Origin of the sequence: Blautia massiliensis (ex Durand et al. 2017), from assembly GCF_001487165.1 — a bacterium.
In the GTDB taxonomy this organism is placed as follows: Bacteria; Bacillota; Clostridia; order Lachnospirales; family Lachnospiraceae; genus Blautia_A; species Blautia_A fusiformis.
The window spans coordinates 513958-534497 of sequence record NZ_LN913006.1 but is presented as its reverse complement, the minus strand read 5'-3'; the positions used below and the strand labels follow the sequence as shown (position 1 = coordinate 534497).

Annotated in this window: 16 protein-coding genes; 1 reads left to right on the top strand and 15 read right to left on the bottom strand. The window is 44.7% G+C overall.

Annotation, left to right across the window (positions count from 1 at the left end; all coding sequences use genetic code 11):
* Positions 1-4: 4 nt before the first annotated feature.
* From BN3261_RS03445 to eno, 14 genes are all read right to left on the bottom strand, one after another.
* On the bottom strand, positions 5-1591 hold the full coding sequence (locus BN3261_RS03445) for a response regulator transcription factor (RefSeq protein WP_021651740.1): 1587 nt from the start codon (positions 1589-1591) through the stop codon (positions 5-7).
* Positions 1591-3330 (bottom strand): cache domain-containing sensor histidine kinase, encoded by a 1740-nt coding sequence (locus tag BN3261_RS03440; protein ID WP_059085469.1) that lies wholly within the window; start codon positions 3328-3330, stop codon positions 1591-1593. Before BN3261_RS03440 ends, BN3261_RS03445 begins: the two co-directional genes overlap by 1 nt.
* 134 nt (positions 3331-3464) lie before the next feature.
* Positions 3465-4832: an MFS transporter gene (locus BN3261_RS03435; protein WP_235812337.1), complete on the bottom strand. Its 1368-nt coding sequence runs from the start codon at positions 4830-4832 to the stop codon at positions 3465-3467.
* A gap of 305 nt (positions 4833-5137) precedes the next feature.
* Positions 5138-6085, bottom strand: a complete 948-nt coding sequence (locus BN3261_RS03430) for a substrate-binding domain-containing protein (RefSeq protein ID WP_059085467.1) — start codon at positions 6083-6085, stop codon at positions 5138-5140.
* Between the two features lie 119 nt (positions 6086-6204).
* Positions 6205-7356 (bottom strand): iron-containing alcohol dehydrogenase, encoded by a 1152-nt coding sequence (locus tag BN3261_RS03425; protein ID WP_015524408.1) that lies wholly within the window; start codon positions 7354-7356, stop codon positions 6205-6207.
* 138 nt (positions 7357-7494) lie between these two features.
* On the bottom strand, positions 7495-8280 hold the full coding sequence (locus BN3261_RS03420; protein ID WP_015524407.1) for a 5-deoxy-glucuronate isomerase: 786 nt from the start codon (positions 8278-8280) through the stop codon (positions 7495-7497).
* A 16-nt stretch (positions 8281-8296) separates the two neighbouring features.
* On the bottom strand, positions 8297-10228 hold the full coding sequence (gene iolD / locus BN3261_RS03415; RefSeq protein ID WP_059085466.1) for a 3D-(3,5/4)-trihydroxycyclohexane-1,2-dione acylhydrolase (decyclizing): 1932 nt from the start codon (positions 10226-10228) through the stop codon (positions 8297-8299).
* An 18-nt stretch (positions 10229-10246) separates the two neighbouring features.
* A complete protein-coding gene (iolC, locus tag BN3261_RS03410; protein ID WP_015524405.1) occupies positions 10247-11281 on the bottom strand; it encodes a 5-dehydro-2-deoxygluconokinase in 1035 nt (344 codons plus the stop codon).
* A 408-nt stretch (positions 11282-11689) separates the two neighbouring features.
* Positions 11690-12718 (bottom strand): LacI family DNA-binding transcriptional regulator, encoded by a 1029-nt coding sequence (locus tag BN3261_RS03405; protein WP_059085465.1) that lies wholly within the window; start codon positions 12716-12718, stop codon positions 11690-11692.
* Between the two features lie 138 nt (positions 12719-12856).
* Positions 12857-14248, bottom strand: a complete 1392-nt coding sequence (gene larC, locus BN3261_RS03400; protein WP_059085464.1) for a nickel pincer cofactor biosynthesis protein LarC — start codon at positions 14246-14248, stop codon at positions 12857-12859.
* On the bottom strand, positions 14249-14992 hold the full coding sequence (gene larB / locus BN3261_RS03395) for a nickel pincer cofactor biosynthesis protein LarB (protein ID WP_059085463.1): 744 nt from the start codon (positions 14990-14992) through the stop codon (positions 14249-14251).
* 149 nt (positions 14993-15141) lie between these two features.
* Positions 15142-15879, bottom strand: a complete 738-nt coding sequence (locus BN3261_RS03390; RefSeq protein WP_021651749.1) for an ABC transporter ATP-binding protein — start codon at positions 15877-15879, stop codon at positions 15142-15144.
* Between the two features lie 12 nt (positions 15880-15891).
* Entirely contained in the window at positions 15892-16668 is a 777-nt protein-coding gene (locus BN3261_RS03385; RefSeq protein WP_059086856.1) for an ABC transporter permease, read from the bottom strand.
* Positions 16669-16807: 139 nt separating this feature from the next.
* Complete coding sequence (eno, locus tag BN3261_RS03380; protein ID WP_044961624.1) at positions 16808-18103, bottom strand: phosphopyruvate hydratase; 1296 nt, start codon at positions 18101-18103, stop codon at positions 16808-16810.
* Between the two features lie 488 nt (positions 18104-18591).
* Between eno and BN3261_RS03375 the strand changes: the two genes are divergently transcribed.
* Positions 18592-19083, top strand: a complete 492-nt coding sequence (locus tag BN3261_RS03375; protein WP_059085462.1) for a DUF2798 domain-containing protein — start codon at positions 18592-18594, stop codon at positions 19081-19083.
* 125 nt (positions 19084-19208) lie between these two features.
* On the opposite strand, the gene BN3261_RS03370 is transcribed toward BN3261_RS03375, so the two are convergent.
* Positions 19209-20540, bottom strand: a complete 1332-nt coding sequence (locus BN3261_RS03370) for an MATE family efflux transporter (RefSeq protein ID WP_059085461.1) — start codon at positions 20538-20540, stop codon at positions 19209-19211.

Below are 20540 nucleotides of genomic sequence, written 5' to 3'. Positions count from 1 at the left end.
CTTTCTATGATAATCCGGATTCTTTTCTGTATTCCGCAGGACTTAAGCCCGTAAACTTCTTAAATGTCTTGGAAAAATAATGATAATCTCCAAAACCGGAACGCAATGCCACATCCTTCACTTTACAGTTCGTCTCTGAAAGAAGCTTCTTTGCACAGTCGATCCGAAGCTCCTGCACATAATTGGAAAAACCGATCTTCATCTCCTGTTTGAAAAGATAACTGAGATAAGCAGGATTCACCTCCGCCGCATCTGCTACATCCTGAAGGCTGATCGGCGCTTCATAATGTTCCCGGATAAACTCCAGAGCTTTTTTCACAGCAGCAGAGGTCCCCTCCGGAACAGCATCCTCTTCCCCCACAAAAAGCTGTGAAATACAGGCACTGCCCTTTTCCCTGAATTTCTCAAAGCTTTCAATATCTCCATACCAGATGGGCTCTTTCTCAATTCCGGCTGTCTGATTCAATTTCTTAAGCCACTGTACCAGAAGTCTTCCGTCGGTATAACGATCCTGACAGTCAGCGAGAACCTGTGTCCAAAGCTCCTCCGCTTTCTTTCGGTCTTTCCCTGCCTTCAGCCTGGAAATCTGCCCTTCCAGCTTCTCAGCACTTTCCGGTAAAACACTGTCCGCTTTCTTCCGTCCTTCAAAATAAAGGATCTCTTTTTTCTCATAAAAATGCAGCTTCATCATTTCTCTGGCCTGCTGATAAGCCTGGCGGATCCCATCCTCTCCCATGCAGACACTGCTGACACTGATACCAAAATCACAAAGATCCTCCTGACAGTGCCGGTAGCAGATCGCTGCTGCCTCAGTCAGTCTCTGCTGCATAGCCGATGTCCTGCAGTCTCCGGAAAGATCAAGAAAACAGCAAAAAATCCCTGCGCCAAGATAGACCACTTCCGTAAATTCACTTTCTGTCCCAAGAAGCTCCTCCGTACGTTCCAGCAGTCTGTGACGGAAATGATGGGAATACTGTTCCACTTCCAGCGGCGTCCATTGTCTTTCCCTCTCTGCCCAGTTCTCCATAAACATACAGATCACAGCACTGTTAAAATATTTCCCGGCGATTCCAGCTTCCACACGCTTTTCCTCACGTGCCTGATTTTTCAGCATCCCCGAGATCAGTCCGTTAAAAAAATAATACTTCAGAGCGTGACTTCCCAGATGGATCAGCTTTCTCGTCCGTGCCTGTTCCTGACTTTTTTCTCTGCGCTTCTCGATCAGCCGGGCTGATTTTTCCAGAGTATCATAAAGACTATCCTCGTCCAGACTGTTCTTTAATACATATTCATCCGCCCCAAGACGCATGGCCTCTTTTACATATTCAAAATCATCATGACAGCTGAGCACGATAATATAGATATCCCTGTTTTCCTCACGGATCTTTCTGATCAGCTCAATTCCATCCATCACAGGCATGGTAAGATCCGTCACAAGAACATCGATTTTTTCTTTCTGAAGGAATCCATAAGCTTCCTCCCCGTCTTCTGCATCATCCACGATCTCATATCCTGCTTTTTCCCAGGAATCCAGGGTTTTGAGATAGCTCCTTACAAGAAAATCATCATCTGCCACCAGTGTTCTGTACATTAATTTTTTCTCCCTTCTTCAGGCATATCATAGATCGCAGGCAGAAATACCGTGACCTCTGTACCGTTTCCACTGCTTACGTATTCCATTCCTCCCTGTGTCCCGTAATAAAGCTCCAGGCGTTCTTTTACATTTGGAATCCCCACTGCGGAAAGTCCGTTTGTTTTTTTTGCATGACTGTTAAAAAGATCTCGGATCTGCTCTTTTGTCATTCCTCTGCCGTTATCCTTTACTATGAGGATCAGCTTTCCTTCACTTACGTTTCCGCTGATCCAGATTTTTCCTGTTTGCCGTTTGATGTCGATCCCGTGAAGAAGAGCATTCTCCACAAGCGGCTGAAGGATCAGTCTTGGAATATAGCACCGGTATGCTTCCTCAGAGATCTCATATTTCACCTGAAAGCTTCCCTGATAGCGAAAATCCTGCAGATGGATATAATTTTTCAGTATATGGATCTCATCGGCAACAGAAAGGAAGCTTCCCTTTTTGTTGATACTGGCCTGCAGAAGCTCCACGAAATCTCCAATAAGCCCCGCCAGCTCTTTTTCCCCTTTCAGAAATGCCGCAAATTTGATGGAGTTCAATGTATTATACATAAAATGCGGTGTGATCTGATACTGCAGTGCTTCCAGCTCTGCATCTTTTTTCTGCTGTTCCTCTTCGATCACCTGGGCGATCAGAGCTTCGATATAATCCAGCATGTGGTTGAATTCTTTTCCGAGGGTTCCGATCTCATCAGCAGTAGTCACTTCTGTACGGAGGCTCAAATCTCCCTCACCAACCTTCTCAACCGTGCCAGTCATGGATCTGAGCGGTCCGCAGACTACTCTGGAGAGCCACAGTGCCAGCAGCACAGCTGCCACAAAAACTGCACCAAATATTCCGATCAGAAAGAGCCGCATCCGGGAAAGTCCGCTTAAAACTTCTTTTTTCGGTACCTCCAGATATAAGCCGCAGTCTGAAAAGCTACCTCTGCTGAAAAAAGAGATCACACCGTTTTTTTCTGCATAGCCTTCCATTTTCGGAACATTCTGGTCTGTAATCTCCGGAAATGTTTTTCCAATGTCACTGTAGTCTCCGGATGTCACGATTTCATCATTTCTGTCTACCAGAACTATTCTGGTGATCTTTTCGTCATTGACAGCTTCCAGATATTCGTAATAAATTGCCCGTTCCCTGATGTCTGCGACAACATACCCCAGAATCTCTCCGTTATCATCCTCTACCTTCTGGATCACAGAAAGAAAGCTGCCGCCTTCATGGATCGGAGATTCCACAAGAACCGGAAAGGAATCCAGTTCCTGTATTTTTTCCAATTCCTCGATATGTTCTCCTGAAATCCCCTGCTTGTTTACCGGAAATTCCTCAGAAGTCACAGCCATTTTTTTGTCTGGAAAAACAAAGTAAAGGGAGTTGATATCTTTATATTCCCGACTGTGTTCCCGGAGAAGCCCAGCCATATTTTCCAGGCCGTTTTCATTTCCTGTACAGCTGTATTCCTTCGCATTATTCCGTATATCTGTATCCCAGGCAGTTCTCGTATTCACATAATAAATCTCTTTCAGGGATTCGTCCAGATCTTTTATAGTCTGCTGCATCCGTCCATACAGGATACCTGAATAATTTTCTTCGATCATCCCTGCTGCCCGAAAATAAAATACCACCGTAAGAGAACAGGCAGTAAACATGGTTACTGTCAGGATCGCCAGTAATATCTTTGCCCGGATACTTTTTAACATAGAACTCCTCCCTTCCGTAAAGCGGATATACACCTCTCTATGCTATATGCCCATAAACGCAGGAAACAGCAGGAGTATCCTACCCCTGCCTGATTTCCTGTTTGCGGTTGAATATATGTTTTACAATAAAATGTTTATAACTGTCCGTGTGCCTCGCGCTCGGTAAGCTCCTGCATGATCGCCGGATACATTTTGTCAAGCTTATATCCGAAAAGCGTTACAATGATCACTGCTGCAATGAGGATCGGTCCAAATTTATAAAGAGAAACGATCATCTCCAGTGCTGTTTCCGGCTGTGCAGTTATTCCTGCAGATGAGCTTACATATCCGGAACTGCTTAAAAGACCTGTGATCACTGCGGAGGCAAGACCTGCGCCAACTTTTGTTCCGATGGAACCGCCTGCAAAGATCAGACTTTCCTGACGGATATGGTTTTTCCACTGTCCGAACTCTACCACATCACCAACCATACTGAATACAACTGCGTTCAGTGGAGCAAGTCCGATGGCACGTGTGACACAGCTCATAACCATGAAGCCGAAGCTGTATGGATTCAGGAAAAACAGAATCTGGCCGACAAGTGCAACAAATCCGCCGACAAATGCGATATTTCTTTTTCCGAATTTCTTGATCAACGGTGAGCAGATAAAGATTCCCACTACCAGAACCAGGGTCTCTGTAAGGAACAGTGCGCTGTACATCCATGTATCATTGTTGAAAATATATTTGCAGTAGTACGGAAGAATGGTTCCTGTGATCGTAAAGGATACACTCTGTACTGTCCACAGAAGCATTACTGCCCAGAAATACTGATTTGCAAAAAGTGCCTTCAGCATTGTCGGAATCGGAAGCTTCTCATCTTTCTTTCTTGCTTCGATCTGAACCTTTTCCTCACATTTGAAGAAGCAGAGAAGCAGAAGTGCAAGTGCAAGCACTGCCCATACGCTCATAACCTTGATCCATGCAGCCTGATCATTTCCAAGAAGCTTTACAAGCGGCAGTGTACAGGTTGCTGCAACGATCTTTCCGATAGGTGACAGTCCCATTCTCAATACACTGAGTTTATCTCTCTCTGATGATTCGCGGATCATCATTGAAGAAAGGCTTCCATATGGAAGATTGATCGCTGTATAGCATATGGTCGTACAGAAGTTATAGGTTACAAAGAGATACAGAAACTGAAGCATCCCTGTTGTACGCGGCACTGTGAAAAGCAGTACTGCTGACAGCGCAAACGGAATGCTCATCCACAGAAGCCAGGGTCTTGATTTTCCCCATTTGGAATTGGTTCTCTCTACAATGACACCCATGACCAGATCGGAAAATCCATCAAAGCATCTGGAAAGTAACATTACCAGTCCTACTGTTGCTGCGCTTATCCCTACATAATCTGTGTAAAACAGCGTCAGCAGTGTTCCGATCATTCCGAACACGATATTACATCCTACATCTCCTCCAGCATAACACAGCCCTGTTGATACCGAAAGTTTTTTCTTCTCCATCTTATTATCCCGCCCTTTCATTTCTTTTCGTTTTTTTATTTTCGCTTTCCTTTTGATGATTCTATTTTATCGAAAATACGGGATTATCATAGTATGAGAAATTTTAGTTTTTTCGGTATTATTTTTACCTGACTGTTAAATCTGTACCAAAGTTTTTCTGCTTCTGATATCTCTACATCCTTCTTTTGTCCTATTTTTATGTTTTGTGTTTTATTTTTGGATACCAGCCTGACTTTTTACCGAATCAGTCAATGCCTCTGCCGGATTGTAAAAAATAATAAGCAGCGGATGGAAACCTGCTTGTATCAGGGATGAGAATGTCCGTCATCCTTCATATATGTATCAATATTTTCTTCGGTAAGCACCTGGGAATCCAGAATCTCATCTTCTCCTGTTCCCTCTCCCTCCAGATCCTTCACAATATACCGGATGGTTTCATAACCGATCTGATAACCGGACTGCGCGCCAAGCGCCACGATACGCCCATCCTGAACCGCTTTCAAGGCATCTTCCTGAGCATCTACGGAAACAATAGAAATCTCCCGTCCTTCAGTTGCCTCTGAAAGTCCCAGGGCCGTCACTGCACTTGTGGTCATGATTCCGTTAAGATCCGGATACTTCACTAGGATCTCATCCACATCCTTCTGGGAAACCCGCATATTGCTGTATCCGTTCCGAACCATTTCAATGATGATCCCAGGCTCTTTTTCCATATATTTTTCAAATCCGGCAACACGCATCCGGTGTCCAGCCTGCTTAAAATCACCGGCGATCACGCCAATCTTTCCTTTATGATCCAGAGCCTTTGCAAGCTGCTCGCCCAGCTCATAGCCTAGTTTTTCATTGTCAATTCCAATATAAGGGATTTCTGAATCCTCTATGGGAGTATCACAGGCATATACAGAAATCCCCTTTTCTCTTGCGAAATTTAAATAATCTTCGCATTCATAGGAATCTATAGGAGAAACTGCCATCGCCTGGATATCGGTTTTCAGAAGATCCCGGATCATATTTTTCTGAACCTCTTCTTCTGTTTCGGAATCCGGGGACAGAATCACCACATCTGCATGATATTTTTCTGCTGCATCTTTCATTCCGTCGCAGACAGACAACCAATATTCACTGCTTTTAGATTTTGTAACAACACCGATCGTTACCTGCTCTTCTTCTGTTTTCTTTGCAGAAGACCCGCATCCGGAAAGGCTGCAAACTCCTATGACTGCCACCAGAATACAGATATACTTTTTTCTCATGAGGGATATGCCTCCTTTTCTTTTGCAGCTATATTTGCCACGGGAAAAAAGACTCCGGAGCCTTTTTCTCCGGTCCGGAGTCTTTTCCTATCTGGCAATGCAGGGTTTACATTTACATTTTACCAGAGTTTTCTGTAGATTTCTTTTACTTCCTCTTCTGTTACATCACGCATGGTATTCTGAGGACTTCCACTGTCCATGGCATCATGTGCCATTTTGTCGATGACGTTGAAGAACTCTTCTTTATTGATACCGAACTGCTCCAGAGTCGGAGTATCCAGTTCATTTACAAGTGACTCTACTGCTTTCAGGAATTTCTCAGCCGCTTCCTGATCAGAATCAGTTGCATCCGCCACACCAATATCACGTCCCAACGCTCCGAATCTGTCGTATGCTCCGGGAAGCGCAAAGGTAAGGCACTCCTTCAGAAGCATGGCATTGGAAAGTCCGTGTGCTACATGGAACAGTGCTCCGATCGGACGGCTCATTCCATGGATAATGGTAACAGATGCATTGTTAAATGCGATTCCTGCCTCAAGAGCAGCGACAGACATCTGTACACGAGCTTCTTCATTCTTTCCGTCTTTATATGCAACCGGAAGATATTTAAAGATCCTCTTTACTGCAGATACTGCAAAAGTATCGGAAAGTGTCTGTGCTTTTCTGGATGTATAAGCTTCCACACAGTGGCAAAGTGCATCAAGACCTGTTGCTGCTGTGATCTTTGGAGGTGCAGTCATAGTAAACTGTGGGTCGATAATGGCAAGATCCGGCATGAGAACTTTGCCTTTAAGAAGCATCTTGATGTCTTTTTTGGTATCCGTGATAATCGTGAACTGTGTTGCCTCAGATCCCGTTCCTGCTGTGGTAGGGATCGCCGCCATTGGCGGCATCTTTACATCGATCACTTTTCCCATGTAGTCGGAAATGCTTCCACCGTTTACTACCAGTGAGCCGATGGCTTTCATGGAGTCAATGGGGCTTCCGCCTCCCAGAGCTACCAGGAAGTCACAGTTCTCATCTTTATAGATCTGTAAGCCTTTTTCGATCATGGTATCTGTTGGCTCACCACAGATGTCAGAATAAATGCTGTATTCAATGCCCTGATTTGTCAGCGCCTTCTCAACTTTTGCACAGTTTCCCAGGTCGATCATTACTTTATCGGTTACGATCAGAGCTTTTTTACCAAGGAGTTTCAGTGCTCCTTCTGCCATGTCCAGTGCTCCGGAACCGGAAATAATTTCTCCAGGTACAATAAATTCTCTTGCCATTGTCAAAATCTCCCTTCAGTCAGTACAATTTTTTTCATAATAGCAGCAGGTCTACTGCTGTCCGCTCCTCACGAACAACAGCATTTTCCTCTTCCTGCTGCCTGTTATTTACGATCCAGTATCAGTATCTCCGAATCCTTAAAACTCGGCGTCATGAAGCCAGGTATATCTCTCATCCTCGCAGCGGTCTGTCTGCAGCCACGGATTTCCGTCAATGTGGCGGATCATCCAGCATGTATACATCTGATATCCAGGTGCAACTGCCTGCGGATGAAGCTCTCCTCCTGGAATTGCGGAAAAGCTCTCGTCTGTACTCTTAAATACCTGATCACCGACAAAGCTTGCTCCAAACCCTTCCGGATGATCAAATTTGAAAAAGTATGTCTCAGGCTGCGGATGTCTGTGCGGCAGGTATCCGGACCAGTTTCCTCTGTCATTGAGAACCTCACCAAGAACCATATTGGACTCCGGTGAAATGTCATGATCGAAGATGGTGTTTACTCTTCTCTTCGCAACATTTCCGAACTTGCCTACGCAGGAATATCCCCACGGAGCATCTTCCGGTTTGTAGAGTTTTGCACCGAAATCTTTCTCGTTCTTTGTGCACTGAACAAGGATCTGTGACTCCGCATTTGCCACAACTGTGATCTCAGTTCCTGTACATCCATGAACGCACCAAGGTCCCTCTGTGAACACATCTTTTCTGGTTGCTGCTGCTTCGTTTCCGTTCCATTTATAGGTGATATTTCCGGAGAGGAGGAGAACTGCTGTCTCCTCACCCTCTCTTAAAAATGTTCTTGTCTCCCCTGCCTTCATACGGTAAACACGGATGTCCATCATCATGGCCTTGTACTCATTATCGTATGTTGTAAGAATCTTTTCGCCTTTTTCGTCATATTCCGGATAACCAAATACTTTACTCATTTTCTTACCTCCCAGATTAGTACAGTCTTGCCTCTTCACGGCCTTTCATAACTCCTTCGCAGGCCCTTCTTACGCTTTCTTTCTCAGATGTTGTTGCGATTCCTACATCCCACCATGACTCATATCCGTCTGTCATGGTCTTCGGGATAACTTTGAGATCAAAGAGGCATGCAATCTCCTGCTTTTTGGCATCTTCCAGAGCATCTACCAGCTCCTGGATTGTACGGCAGGTATAGGTCTTCAGGCCATAGCCTTCGCCGATCTTTGCATAATCTACAGGGATCAGATCTCCAGTCGGTTTCTTGCCGTCTGTATAACGGAACTCTGTTGCAAGGCTTCCGATTCCGTGGTTCATCTCAAGGTTGTTGATGCAGCCAAATCCGCAGTTATCGAATACCATGATATTGACTTTCTGTCTCTCCTGCATGATAGTCATGATCTCACTGTGAAGCATCTGGAAGCTGGAATCTCCAACTACGCAGTATACTTCATTATCCGGCTCAGCAAATTTCACGCCGAGGGTAGCGGCAACCTCATATCCCATACAGGAATATCCGTACTCTGCATGATATCCGCCACGTTTGTCTGTTCTCCACATACGCTGCATACAGCTTGGAAGGGAACCGCCTGCTGTGATGATGGTTGCATCTTTGTCGATAGTTCTGTTGATGGCTGCAAGTGCTGCTGTCTGTGTGATCTTTCCATTTGTAAGCTTTACATATTCCGGGATCGTACGAGGATCTCTTGCCTTGATCAGCGGCTCAAAATCATCTCCTGTGTACTCAATGCTTCCAAGGCGCTCCATCTCTTTATCCCATGCAGCTTTTGCTTTCTCGATCTCATCTGTGTATGCAGATTTATATCCTCTTGCACGAAGCTTTTCTGCAAGTGCTTCTACGGTAGCTTTTGCATCACCCACTGCTTTTACTGCATCCATCTTGTATGCGTGGAATCTGCAGTTGTTGATACTTACAAACTGAACATCCTCATTCTGGAACAGATGCTTGGAGCTTGTTGTAAAGTCAGACATTCTGGAACCGATAGAAATTACCACGTCTGCGTCTTTACCGATGATGTTGGAAGCGTAGGTTCCTGTTACACCGATACCGCCAAGACAGTACGGATTGCCAGACTGGCAGGCACTCTTTCCGGCCTGTGTCTCGCCGAATGGGATCTTGAACTCTTCACAGAATTTCTCAACAGCTTCTCCAGCTTCTGAGTAACGGACACCACCACCAACAACGATAAGCGGTTTCTTCGCTCCTGCGATGACCTCTGCCACATCCTCAAGCTCTTCCTCTACTGCAACCGGTCTTGTGATCCTGTGCACTCTCTTCTTGAAGAAGTACTCCGGGAAGTCAAAGGACTCACCCTCAACATCCTGGCAAAGTGCGATGCAGCATGCACCTGTTTCAGCCGGATCTGTAAGAACTCTCATTGCATTGATCAGAGCGGTCATGACCATCTCCGGTCTTGTGATCCTATCCCAGTATTTGCAGACTGGTTTGAATGCATCGTTCGTACTGATGGCAAGGCTGCTGCTCTGCTCCAGCTGCTGGAGAACCGGGTCAGGCTGGCGAGATGCAAAAGTATCTGCCGGGAATACAAGAAGCGGAATATTATTTACAGTTGCTGTTGCACATGCTGTTACCATGTTTGCAGCTCCAGGTCCGATGGAGGAAGCGCATGCAATGATTTTTTTGCGGTTGCTCTGTTTTGCAAAAGCGGTTGCAACGTGGCACATGCCCTGCTCATTTCTTCCCTGAAGAACCTTCAGCTGCCCCGGATTGGTATCCAGTGCCTCGCCAAGTCCTACAGCAATACCGTGTCCGAAGATCGTGAAAAATCCTTCTACGAATTTTGTCTCCACTCCGTCCATGGAAACATACTGATTATCCAGAAATTTTACAATTGCCTGTGCAGTTGTCATTCTTACTGTCTTTGACATTTTTTCCACTCCTTTTCTTTATACTCTTGCGATCATTTCGCCGAATTTTTCTTTTTCATCTTTAATAAATGCATGAACCTCATCCGGTCCCGGAAGGGAATCGGAGCAGTTGTTGCTCTTAACCATCATGGATGCCTCAGCAGAACCAAACTCCAGGCAGTCAATGATCTCCCAGCCCTGATACAGTCCATACAGGAATCCGGAGCCGTATCCGTCGCCGCCGCCGAAGCCTTTTCTTGCCTCAACCGGGAATGGCTTGATGCTGAACTTCTGTCCATCAACTGTGTAGGCTGTGGAACCCTTCATACCGTGTTTGATGACAACGATCTTTGCATTTTTTGCCTGCCAGTAAGCTGCACTCTCCTCATCAGTCATGCCTTCTTTGATCAGTTTCTCTGTAAGGTCAAACTCTTCTCTGGAGCCCATGATGATGTCAGCTTCCTTAGCTACGATGGAATAGTAGATGGAAATCTCATCTGCATTCTTCCAGTTGTACTCTCTGTAATCAATATCAAAAATGATCTTTGTGTTTACTTTCTTAGCAAGCATAACCGCTTTGATCGCTGCTTCTCTGGAAGGGCTCTCTGCGAGAGCAGTTCCGGAAATGAGGATCGCTTTTGCATTTTTGATATAATCCTCGTGGATGTCGTCTACATGAAGCTGCAGATCTGCGATACGGTTACGATACATGAGGATACTGCTTTCCTTTGGAGAAAGCATCTCGGTAAAGGTAAGTCCCAGCTTCTCTCCGTTTGTACATTTTGTGATCTGTGAGGTATCGATTCCTCTCTCATCAAAATAATCTACAACATACTCACCGAACTGATCATCCGAAACCTTTCCGATAAATCCTGCTTTCAGGCCATGCTTGGTAACACCTACAGCGATGTTTGCAGGAGATCCTCCTACAAATTTCTCAAACATATGTACCTTCTTCAGGGGTTTGAACTCCTCCTTTACCTGATCGTTGTAAGCAGGATTAAAATCAATGGCAACTCTTCCAAGGAGCACCAGGTCCATTGGTCTGGATTCATCAAATTCGATATACTTCATGATCTTACCTCCGTTTGTTTGATGGTTTATTTTTTACTTCTTTTTTGTGTGCTTTTTTACTTTGCGTGCTTTTTCTTTTATTTAGCGTGCTTTCTTGCGTGTTTCTTATGATGTTAATATAGCACTGTTTTACAATTTGGGCAAGTACTTCTTTTCATTTTTCTTTTTTTCAGTTATTCTATACAATTTTTGTAGTTTTGTTTTGTTCAAAGTAGCTATTATCTGCATGTGCATTTGCGTGTTGATATTTTTATCACGCTATTAGCACGCAATCAAATGTATCCAGACAGTTGTTTTCTTGGAATCTATATTCCATATCGTAGTATCTTACAGATTTCCTGTAATATAAAAAAGCCTGCAGTTTTCATCCTGCAGACTATTTTATATGATACTTTGCACAATACATGTTCAAAGGTTATATTTTGTTTTGATCTTGATATCTGTAAAGAGATATTCTCTCTCCGGCTCCTGTCCTTTTGTCAGGATATCCGCCAGGATCCTTGGCGGTTCATACCCCTGGACATATCCATTCTGGTCGATCAGAAAATCCACATGATCATTCTTCAGTGCCCGTTCATTCTTCGGAGTCTGATCGTAGATCACAACGTAGGGCCTGCGGTCAAGTCTCAGCTTTTCAAATGCCTTACCCACTCCTGCCTGGCCTCCGGATACCACCAGGATCCCGCTGATCCCTGAAGTACTCATCATGGCATTTTCTATAATGTGCTCCACCTCAGCTGCTTCATCAAAGCTTCCGTGAACACCGGCGATCTCCAGATGTGGAAAAGTCCGCTTGGTTTCCTCCACAAAGCCATCCACTCGCTGATTGTCAACATGATTGCTGAAATATCCGGTGATGATCAGGATCTTTCCATTTCCTCTTGTCAGCATTCCAAGAAGTCCGGCTGCGGTACGTCCGCTCTTGCGGTTATCCATTCCCACAAAACAGGTTCTTCTCGTTCCTACAATATCAGAGTTAAAGGTTACTACTGGGATATTCTTCTCTTCGATCAAAGCATTCAGTTTCTCCCGGACAGTCTCACTGTCTACCGGCATGACCGCAAGTCCCCGGATTCCTTCCTGTTCCAGTTCCTCAATGGCCTGCAGCTGTTCCTCTTCATCAACGGAAAGACCCTCTTTCAGGATCAGCTGGATCCCTTTTTCTTTCAGTTCCACGGCTGCCTTCTCAATACCACGGTTTACTTCCTGCATAAAAGAAGATCTGGCAAGCTGTGTCACCACTCCGATCTTCAGTTTTTCATCTTTAGCTGTTCTGGAATGCTTCCGTTCTTTCTGTACATATCCCATCTCGTCCGCCAGACGGCAGATTCTCTCTGCCACCTCCGGATTGATCCGTCCTCTGTGGTTCAATGCTCTGTCCACGGTTCCCCTGGAAACCCCTGCCTGTTCTGCAATCTGCTGTATTGTTACCGCCATAAATCCTTCTCCTGCCTCTGCCTTACTGTATCATTGCCAGCTGTTCTGTTCGGCAATAATCTTTCTATATACATTTATATAGTTTTTTCGAAAAGGTGTCAATATGTAAGTGCATTATACAAGGCAACCAACCCGATCTTATCCCCGCACAGCCATATGATATACTTCTTTATAAGAAATCCCTGTTTTTTCACAAAGTTTTTTTACGCTTTCGTATTCCGGATAATAATATTCCTGTCCGCCAAAAGTGCAGACCTTCACTTCTACATTTCCCAGCGGGGTTGTAACCGTTCTTTTCTCTCTTTTCAGAATGGTTCTCCCCATCTCCTGGCGACGGATCCCAATGGTTGTCGTTTCTCTGAAAATGATCTGCTCCATCGCTGAAACCTGTTCTTTTTTACATAGAACGGTAAGTAGCCATGCCGGACGGTTTTTCTTCATAAATACAGGCATGTAATTGGCCTCTCTGGCTCCTGCCTCATACAGAAGCTCCATAACATAGCCAAGCGTTTCTCCTGTACAGTCATCAATGTTGGATTCCAGCTTTATAATGGTGTCTATTTCCGTACAAGCATCATTGCCTGAAGCCTCCTCCCCGGATTCCCGGATCAGCATGGCACGGAGAATTCCCGGGCACTCATACTGGCGCTTGCCTGCTCCGATACCGATCTTCTCCACCGTAAAATCTTCAGGCAGTTTTTCTGATGTAAGGAATGCCGCCACAATGGCTGCTCCTGTAGGCGTTATCAGTTCACCCTGCACCGATGTGATATGCAGCTTCAGCTGATGAGCACTTACAATATTACTTACCGCCGGTACCGGCACCGGAAGGATTCCGTGCTGACAGCGAATCGTTCCGCTACCCTCACAAAGTCTTGGAACGATCACTTCCTCCACATCCAGCTCATCCATACAGATTGCAACAGAAAGAATATCCACAATGGAATCCACTGCACCCACTTCATGGAAATGGACCTGATTCACCGGTACATTATGGGCTTTTGCTTCTGCCTCGGCAAGAATCTTAAAAATCCTTTTTCCATAGGATTTTGCACGATCTGTCATATCTGCATGGTCGATAATCTCCATGATCTCGTTAAGGCCACGGTGTTCATGGTGATGGTGTCCGTGGTGGGAATGCATCGTTTCTGTATATGTATGACTGTTTCCATGGGTTTCCTGTACATGATGTTCATGAGAATGGGGATGCTCATGGGCTTCCAGGGCTTCATGACTATGTTGATAATGATGTTCCCCATGATCCTGGCTGTAAGAATCTCCATCATGCCCATACAGATATTTCATATCATGATCATGATTCTCATGATCATGATCCAGTAGTACATCAAAATCACAGGCATCGATCCCTGATTTCATCACACGGCTGATCTTTATGTCGAAACCTTTTACCGGCAGACTTTTAAGAGTTCTCACCAGTTTTTTCTGATCTGCACCCAGATCCAGAAGAGCCGCAACTGTCATATCCCCGCTGATCCCGGAGGTACACTCCAGATATAATTTGTTTCTCATTTATTTTCCCTCCGCAAGCCGATTGATCTGGGTTGCCAGATATCCTGCCCCAAATCCGTTGTCAATATTTACTACTGCAATTCCGTTGGCACAGGAATTGATCATTGTCAGAAGCGCTGACAATCCATGAAAGCTGGCGCCATATCCCACAGAAGTAGGTACCGCGATCACCGGACGTTTCACAAGACCACCCATAACACTTGCCAGCGCACCCTCCATTCCTGCTACCGCAACCACACAGTTAGCCTCCTGGATAGTATCCAGCCTGGAAAAGAGTCTGTGCATACCACTGACTCCCACATCATAGATCCTCTCCACATGTGTGCCGAAATACTCTGCTGTCTGGGCAGCTTCCTCCGCAACAGAAATATCTGCTGTTCCGGCTGTACACACTGCCACCTTTCCGATATGCTCCTTCTCTTTTTCAATCTTCAAAATTCCGGAAACCGGATCATAAACCACATCAGGAAGAACCTTTTTTACCAGTTCATACTGATGTTCTGACGCCCTTGTTCCAAAGACTTCTCCATCTTCCTCATAAAGCTTCTGATAGATATTCAAAAGATGTTCGTCTGCTTTTCTCGCACAGTAAACTACCTCCGCAAAACCGGTCCTCGCTTTTCGGGTAGTATCCAGCTTCGCATAATCCATTTCTTCATATCCCTCTTTTTTCAGAAGGCCCTCTGCATGCTCCACAGAGAGCTGGCCTTTTTTTACCTCTTCAAGGATCTGCTGTAAAGTCATCTTTTTGCCTCCCTGTTTTCTTCGTAATATAATAACACAATAGCCAGACATTTGCATCATTTCCGCAAATCGTCTGGCTATCTGCTATTCAAACCGTTCACTGTCCGGTTCTTTTTATTTATGCGACTGCCTAGGCCGCCTTCTGTTCTTTATCTGATCATCTCCGTATATTTGGCCGAGATCTCATCAATATCTCCATATGCGATCAGTTTTCCTTTTTCAAGTATCATTGCTTTATTGCACAAGCGCTGTACCTGTTCCAGAGAATGGGATACAAACAGTACCGTAACGCCCTTATCAAACATACTTAAGACTTTCTTTTCACTCTTTTTCCGGAATTTGGCATCTCCTACAGAAAGGACTTCATCCAGGATCAGGATATCCGGTGATACCAGTGTGGCAATGGAGAATCCAAGTCTTGCCTTCATACCGGAAGAATAATTCTTAATAGGGACATCGATAAATTCCTTCAGTTCAGAAAACTCAACAATCTCATCAAATTTCGATTCCAGAAACTTCTTGGAATATCCGAGCATCGCACCATACAGAAAAATATTCTCACGTCCTGTATACTGCGAGTCAAAACCGGCTCCCAGTTCCAGAAGAGGGACCAGACGGCCGTTTCGGACCACCTTGCCTTCGGTAGGCTTGAATACACCGGCAATTACTTTGAGCAGAGTACTTTTTCCCGCTCCATTAAGTCCCAGGATTCCTACACGGTCACCTTTTTTTACCTCAAAATCAACATTCTGAAGAGCCCAGAATTCATTATATTTAATTTCTTTTTTTAAGAATTTAATCACGTAATCCTTCAGGCTGTCTACCTTTTCTTTACTGAGATTAAACTTCATACTTACATTATCTACAACTACTGCAGGTTTTTCCATATTTTTCTCCTGTTAAATATAAAGGATAAACTCATCCTGTTTCTTCTTGAAACAGAACATTCCGATGGCAATCGTCACAAGGCTGAATACCAGTGCGTATGCCGCATAATGCAGGTTCATCGGCTCCCCGAACATTCCTGAACGAAAAACATCGATGGTACAGTACAGCGGATTATATTTCAGGATCCATGAAAAACCACTTTTCAGCAGTCTGGACGGATAATAAAAGATCGCACAGGTATACATGATCAGCATCAGCGCTACTGACCACAGATATTCCATATCTCTGAAAAAAACGCCAATCGTAGCAAGGATCATTCCACAACCATAAGACAACAGAAATACCAGGATCAGCGCGATCGGGATCTGGAACATATAAAGTGTCGGCTCCACACCAAGTACTGCTCCTACCGGAACCAGCACGATCAGTGAGATCAGGAAGATCACATAGTTAAAAAGTACACTTGACAGCGGATAGAGATATTTTGGCACATAAACTTTCTTGATCATTGCCGAATTCGCTCTTACTGATTTCAATGCCGCTTTTGTGGCACTGGAATAGAATGTGTACAAAAGACGTCCTGTCAGGATATATACAGGAAATGTCCGATCCTTGTTTCCAAACAGGGTACCGAATACGATCGTCAGTACGATCATGGTAAGCAACGGCTCAAGAAGAGACCAGATGATACCAAGATAGGAACGTCTGTACTTCAGTTTGATTCCTTTTTTTACAAGCTCTCCCAGAAGAAACCTGTAACGTATAAAAGTATTTACGTATTCTTTCATAGCATCTCCAATATTCAATTTTATTTTTTCACACGGCTGTAAATCATAATATACTATTTTGAGAAATCTGGCAACCTTATTTTCGCCAAAAAAAGGCACGCCAAAGCGTACCTTTTTGAGAAATGTGTTAGTTATGATCTTATCTCTTGATATTGAATGCCCGGAATCCCGGATATACTGCTGCATCTCCAAGCTCTTCCTCAATACGGAGAAGCTGATTATATTTTGCCACACGTTCGCTTCTGGAAGGAGCTCCTGTCTTGATCTGGCAGGTATTCAGTGCCACTGCAAGATCTGCAATGGTTGTATCCTCTGTCTCTCCGGAACGATGGGAAGAAATCGCTGTATAGCCAGCTTTATGTGCCATTTTGATGGCTTCCAGAGTCTCGGATACAGAACCGATCTGATTCAGTTTGATCAGAATAGAATTTCCGCAGCCAAGGCTGATACCTTTCTCAAGACGCTCTGTATTTGTAACAAACAGGTCATCACCTACAAGCTGTACTTTTCCTCCAAGTTCTTTTGTCATGATCTGCCAGCCTTCCCAGTCTTCCTCATCAAGGCCATCCTCAATAGAGTAGATCGGATATTTTTCGATCAGATTTTTCCAGTGATCAACAAGCTCCGCAGATGTAAATTTCTTTCCGCATTTCGGAAGAACATACTCCCCCTTTTTGTTTCCTTTCCACTCACTGGATGCAGCATCCATGGCAAGTACAAAATCCTTTCCAGGCTCATATCCCGCTTTTTTCACTGCTTCAAGGATGTACTCAATGGCTTCCTCATCGCTTCCAAGGTCTGGTGCAAAACCACCTTCATCTCCAACGCTTGTTGCAAGGCCTTTTTCTTTCAGAAGTGCAGCAAGAGCGTGGAATACCTCCGTACACCAGCGAAGTCCCTCTTTAAAGCTTGGTGCTCCTGCCGGCATGATCATAAATTCCTGAACATCAACGGTATTCGCAGCATGTGCACCACCGTTTAGGATATTCATCATCGGAACCGGAAGTCTGTTTCCGTTCACCCCACCAAGAAATCTGTAAAGGGGGATGTCAAGAGAAATCGCAGCCGCACGTGCGCACGCAATAGAAACCGCAAGAATGGCATTTGCGCCCAGTTTTGATTTGTCCTTTGTTCCATCTGCTTTGAGCATGGCAGCATCCACTGCATAAATATCAGATGCATCCATTCCTGCCAGCGCATCATTAATTACTGTATTGATATTTTCAATGGCCTTCGAAACACCTTTTCCTCCAAAACGGCTTTTATCCTGATCTCTCAGCTCAAGTGCTTCGAATTCTCCTGTGGACGCTCCGCTTGGTGCTGCTCCTCTTCCGACCGTTCCATCTGCCAGATAAACCTCTGCCTCTACGGTCGGATTTCCTCTTGAATCAATGATCTCTCTTCCAATGACCTTCTCAATCTCTAAATAATCCATTTGATATTTATCCTCCTGTCTGGTCTTTTCGCCCTGTCCGTAACTCCTGTTCAGGCCGCATTTTGTCAGGGGATACGGCCCGCCACAAATTTTACGCATTAGTTAGAATCTGCTAACTGTTTACAAGTTTACTATATCTAACTTTAACGGTCAAGAGGAGTTATTGCCATTTTTTTCTCAATTACTCTTCTGATATTTCCATGTTTTTTCAGAACATTCCGCAGGATGTTGCGAATTTTACTTATTGACAAGGCTTTGCTGCTTATGATATCATAATCGCCGGTATCAAGCGGATATTCGTAAACCGCTCTGCTGCCTGTTTACAGCCAAATAACTGCTTCGCAGTTTGATCTGGTCAAAAAACCGAATATGGTTTATGACAAAATTCTGTCATATATTGGAAACGCACATTCTCCTGAATGATTAACGAACAACACATGCTCTGAGGTTTTACATTATCACTTAATCATTTTAAAGGAGGATTTTTTATGCCAAAAAACAAATTCCAGGAAGTTATCTTTACCCTTATCATGGTATTTTTCATGGTTTACGCCATGATCTGCTACAACATTTCCCTGAACACAGGGAGTATGACAAACCGTGTGTTCCTTGACGCTTTTCATGAACTGGTGATCATGGGACCGATCGCATTTATCCTTGACTTCTTCCTTGTATCCAAGCTTGCTTTTGGTTGTGCAATGCGCATGGTAGATTTCAAAAACTGCCATCCGTTCAGCAGGATCCTTGCGATCTCCGTTCCTTCCGTTGCTTTCATGTGCCCGTTAATGAGCCTCGCGGCAACCATTCTCTTTAAGAATGCCGGAAATCAGTTTGTAGCTGTATGGCTTCAGACAACCGCATTCAACTTCCCGATGGCATTCTTCTGGCAGCTGATCTATGCAGGTCCGATCGTACGTTTTATTTTCAGACATATCTTCCCTGAAAAGGAAAACGTAAAAGAAGCGACAGCAACTATGTAAAATTAAAGAAAGCACATTGCTATGGTTGAACCACCCCAAAAGTCATACTTTCCGGTGGCGGCTCATTCCATACAATGTGCTTTTTATTTTTCACGCGAATCTTTCTCATCGGATCTTCGAATCTCTCAGACTGTTTTCTTTAATTCAGGCATCTTAAGTATCTTCACGATCAGCGGGATCACCATAATGACCCAGACTATCGGTTCTGCTACGATCACGCCGGTATATCCGAGAAGTGGCACCAGAGTCACCGCGATCACTACTTTTCCGATCATCTCCAGCGCACTGGAAACCAGAGGGATCACCGTTTCTCCAAGGCCCTGCATAGCATTTCTGAGGACACTGATCACAGCCGTTACGAAATAAAAGATCGTATCAAATTTAAGATAATTGGCGGCATTGCGGATCACCGTTTCATTATGGCTTCCTGTGACCAGATAGATCAGCTGTTTTCCAATGGTAAAACTGAAGATCACAGTCATCACGGACCAGATACAGGTATACAGAACTGCAAGACCGATTCCATGGCGTACCCGGTCCATCCTCCCTGCACCTGCGTTCTGGCCGCAGAAGATCGCCATGGTCTGGCCGAACACGCCAAACATGATCATAAACATCTCTGTGATCTTACGAGCTGCTGTATGTGCCACAATGATATCTCTTCCCAGCCGATTGATGGAGGTCTGAAGTGCCAGTGTACCAAGATTTACAAGAGATCTTACAAGTCCCATAGAAAGTCCGGCACTCAGCATATTTTTCATCATATTTCTTTCGAGACCGAAAAAATCCTCTTTTTTCAGCCGTAGGATCTCATACCTGCGGATCATGTAAAACCAGCATATCAGAAATGCCAGCGTCTGTGAAAGTACCGTGGCAACGGCCGCTCCCTGAACTCCTGCTTTTACTACCAGAATAAAAAACAGATCTCCTGCGATATTTAAAGTTACAGACACCGCCAGGATCACAAGAGGCGTCACCGTATCCCCAAGTGCGCGCAGAGATGCCGCGCAGGTATCATAAAGAAACGTTGCCAGCATACCTGCGATAATAATAAAGATATACTGCCTGGCAGTTCCCGTCAAATGATCCGGAACATTCAGGAACCTCAGGATCGGATGCAGAAACAAAAGTCCCAAAACAGTCAGGATCAGAGAAATCACGCTGCCCATTACAAGAGACAGCGCAAAAGATTTTCGTACTTCTTCCCGGTTTCCGGCACCGAATTTCTGTGCGGTGACAATGGCAAATCCATTTGCAAGGCCCATCAGAAAACCGATGATCAGCCCGCTTAAAGGACTGGTGGCCCCTACTGCCGCCAGCGCATCTTCTTTAAGAAAGCTTCCCACGATCCGGGTATCTGCCAGGCTGTACGTCAGCTGCAGGAGATTTCCCAGAAATACAGGAAGCGCAAAGGACAGGATCAATGTGGAAGGCTTCCCTTTTGTCAAGTCTTTCAT

Coding starts and splice junctions, on each gene's coding strand:
- larC (WP_059085464.1), bottom strand. CDS start 14,248: ATGAGAAACAAATTATATCTGGAGTGTACCTCCGGGATCAGCGGGGAT.
- BN3261_RS03440 (WP_059085469.1), bottom strand. CDS start 3,330: ATGTTAAAAAGTATCCGGGCAAAGATATTACTGGCGATCCTGACAGTA.
- BN3261_RS03405 (WP_059085465.1), bottom strand. CDS start 12,718: ATGGCGGTAACAATACAGCAGATTGCAGAACAGGCAGGGGTTTCCAGG.
- eno (WP_044961624.1), bottom strand. CDS start 18,103: ATGGATTATTTAGAGATTGAGAAGGTCATTGGAAGAGAGATCATTGAT.
- BN3261_RS03435 (WP_235812337.1), bottom strand. CDS start 4,832: ATGGAGAAGAAAAAACTTTCGGTATCAACAGGGCTGTGTTATGCTGGA.
- iolD (WP_059085466.1), bottom strand. CDS start 10,228: ATGTCAAAGACAGTAAGAATGACAACTGCACAGGCAATTGTAAAATTT.
- BN3261_RS03370 (WP_059085461.1), bottom strand. CDS start 20,540: ATGAAAGACTTGACAAAAGGGAAGCCTTCCACATTGATCCTGTCCTTT.
- iolC (WP_015524405.1), bottom strand. CDS start 11,281: ATGAAGTATATCGAATTTGATGAATCCAGACCAATGGACCTGGTGCTC.
- larB (WP_059085463.1), bottom strand. CDS start 14,992: ATGACTTTACAGCAGATCCTTGAAGAGGTAAAAAAAGGCCAGCTCTCT.
- BN3261_RS03385 (WP_059086856.1), bottom strand. CDS start 16,668: ATGAAAGAATACGTAAATACTTTTATACGTTACAGGTTTCTTCTGGGA.
- BN3261_RS03375 (WP_059085462.1), top strand. CDS start 18,592: ATGCCAAAAAACAAATTCCAGGAAGTTATCTTTACCCTTATCATGGTA.
- BN3261_RS03445 (WP_021651740.1), bottom strand. CDS start 1,591: ATGTACAGAACACTGGTGGCAGATGATGATTTTCTTGTAAGGAGCTAT.
- BN3261_RS03390 (WP_021651749.1), bottom strand. CDS start 15,879: ATGGAAAAACCTGCAGTAGTTGTAGATAATGTAAGTATGAAGTTTAAT.
- BN3261_RS03425 (WP_015524408.1), bottom strand. CDS start 7,356: ATGGCAAGAGAATTTATTGTACCTGGAGAAATTATTTCCGGTTCCGGA.
- BN3261_RS03430 (WP_059085467.1), bottom strand. CDS start 6,085: ATGAGAAAAAAGTATATCTGTATTCTGGTGGCAGTCATAGGAGTTTGC.
- BN3261_RS03420 (WP_015524407.1), bottom strand. CDS start 8,280: ATGAGTAAAGTATTTGGTTATCCGGAATATGACGAAAAAGGCGAAAAG.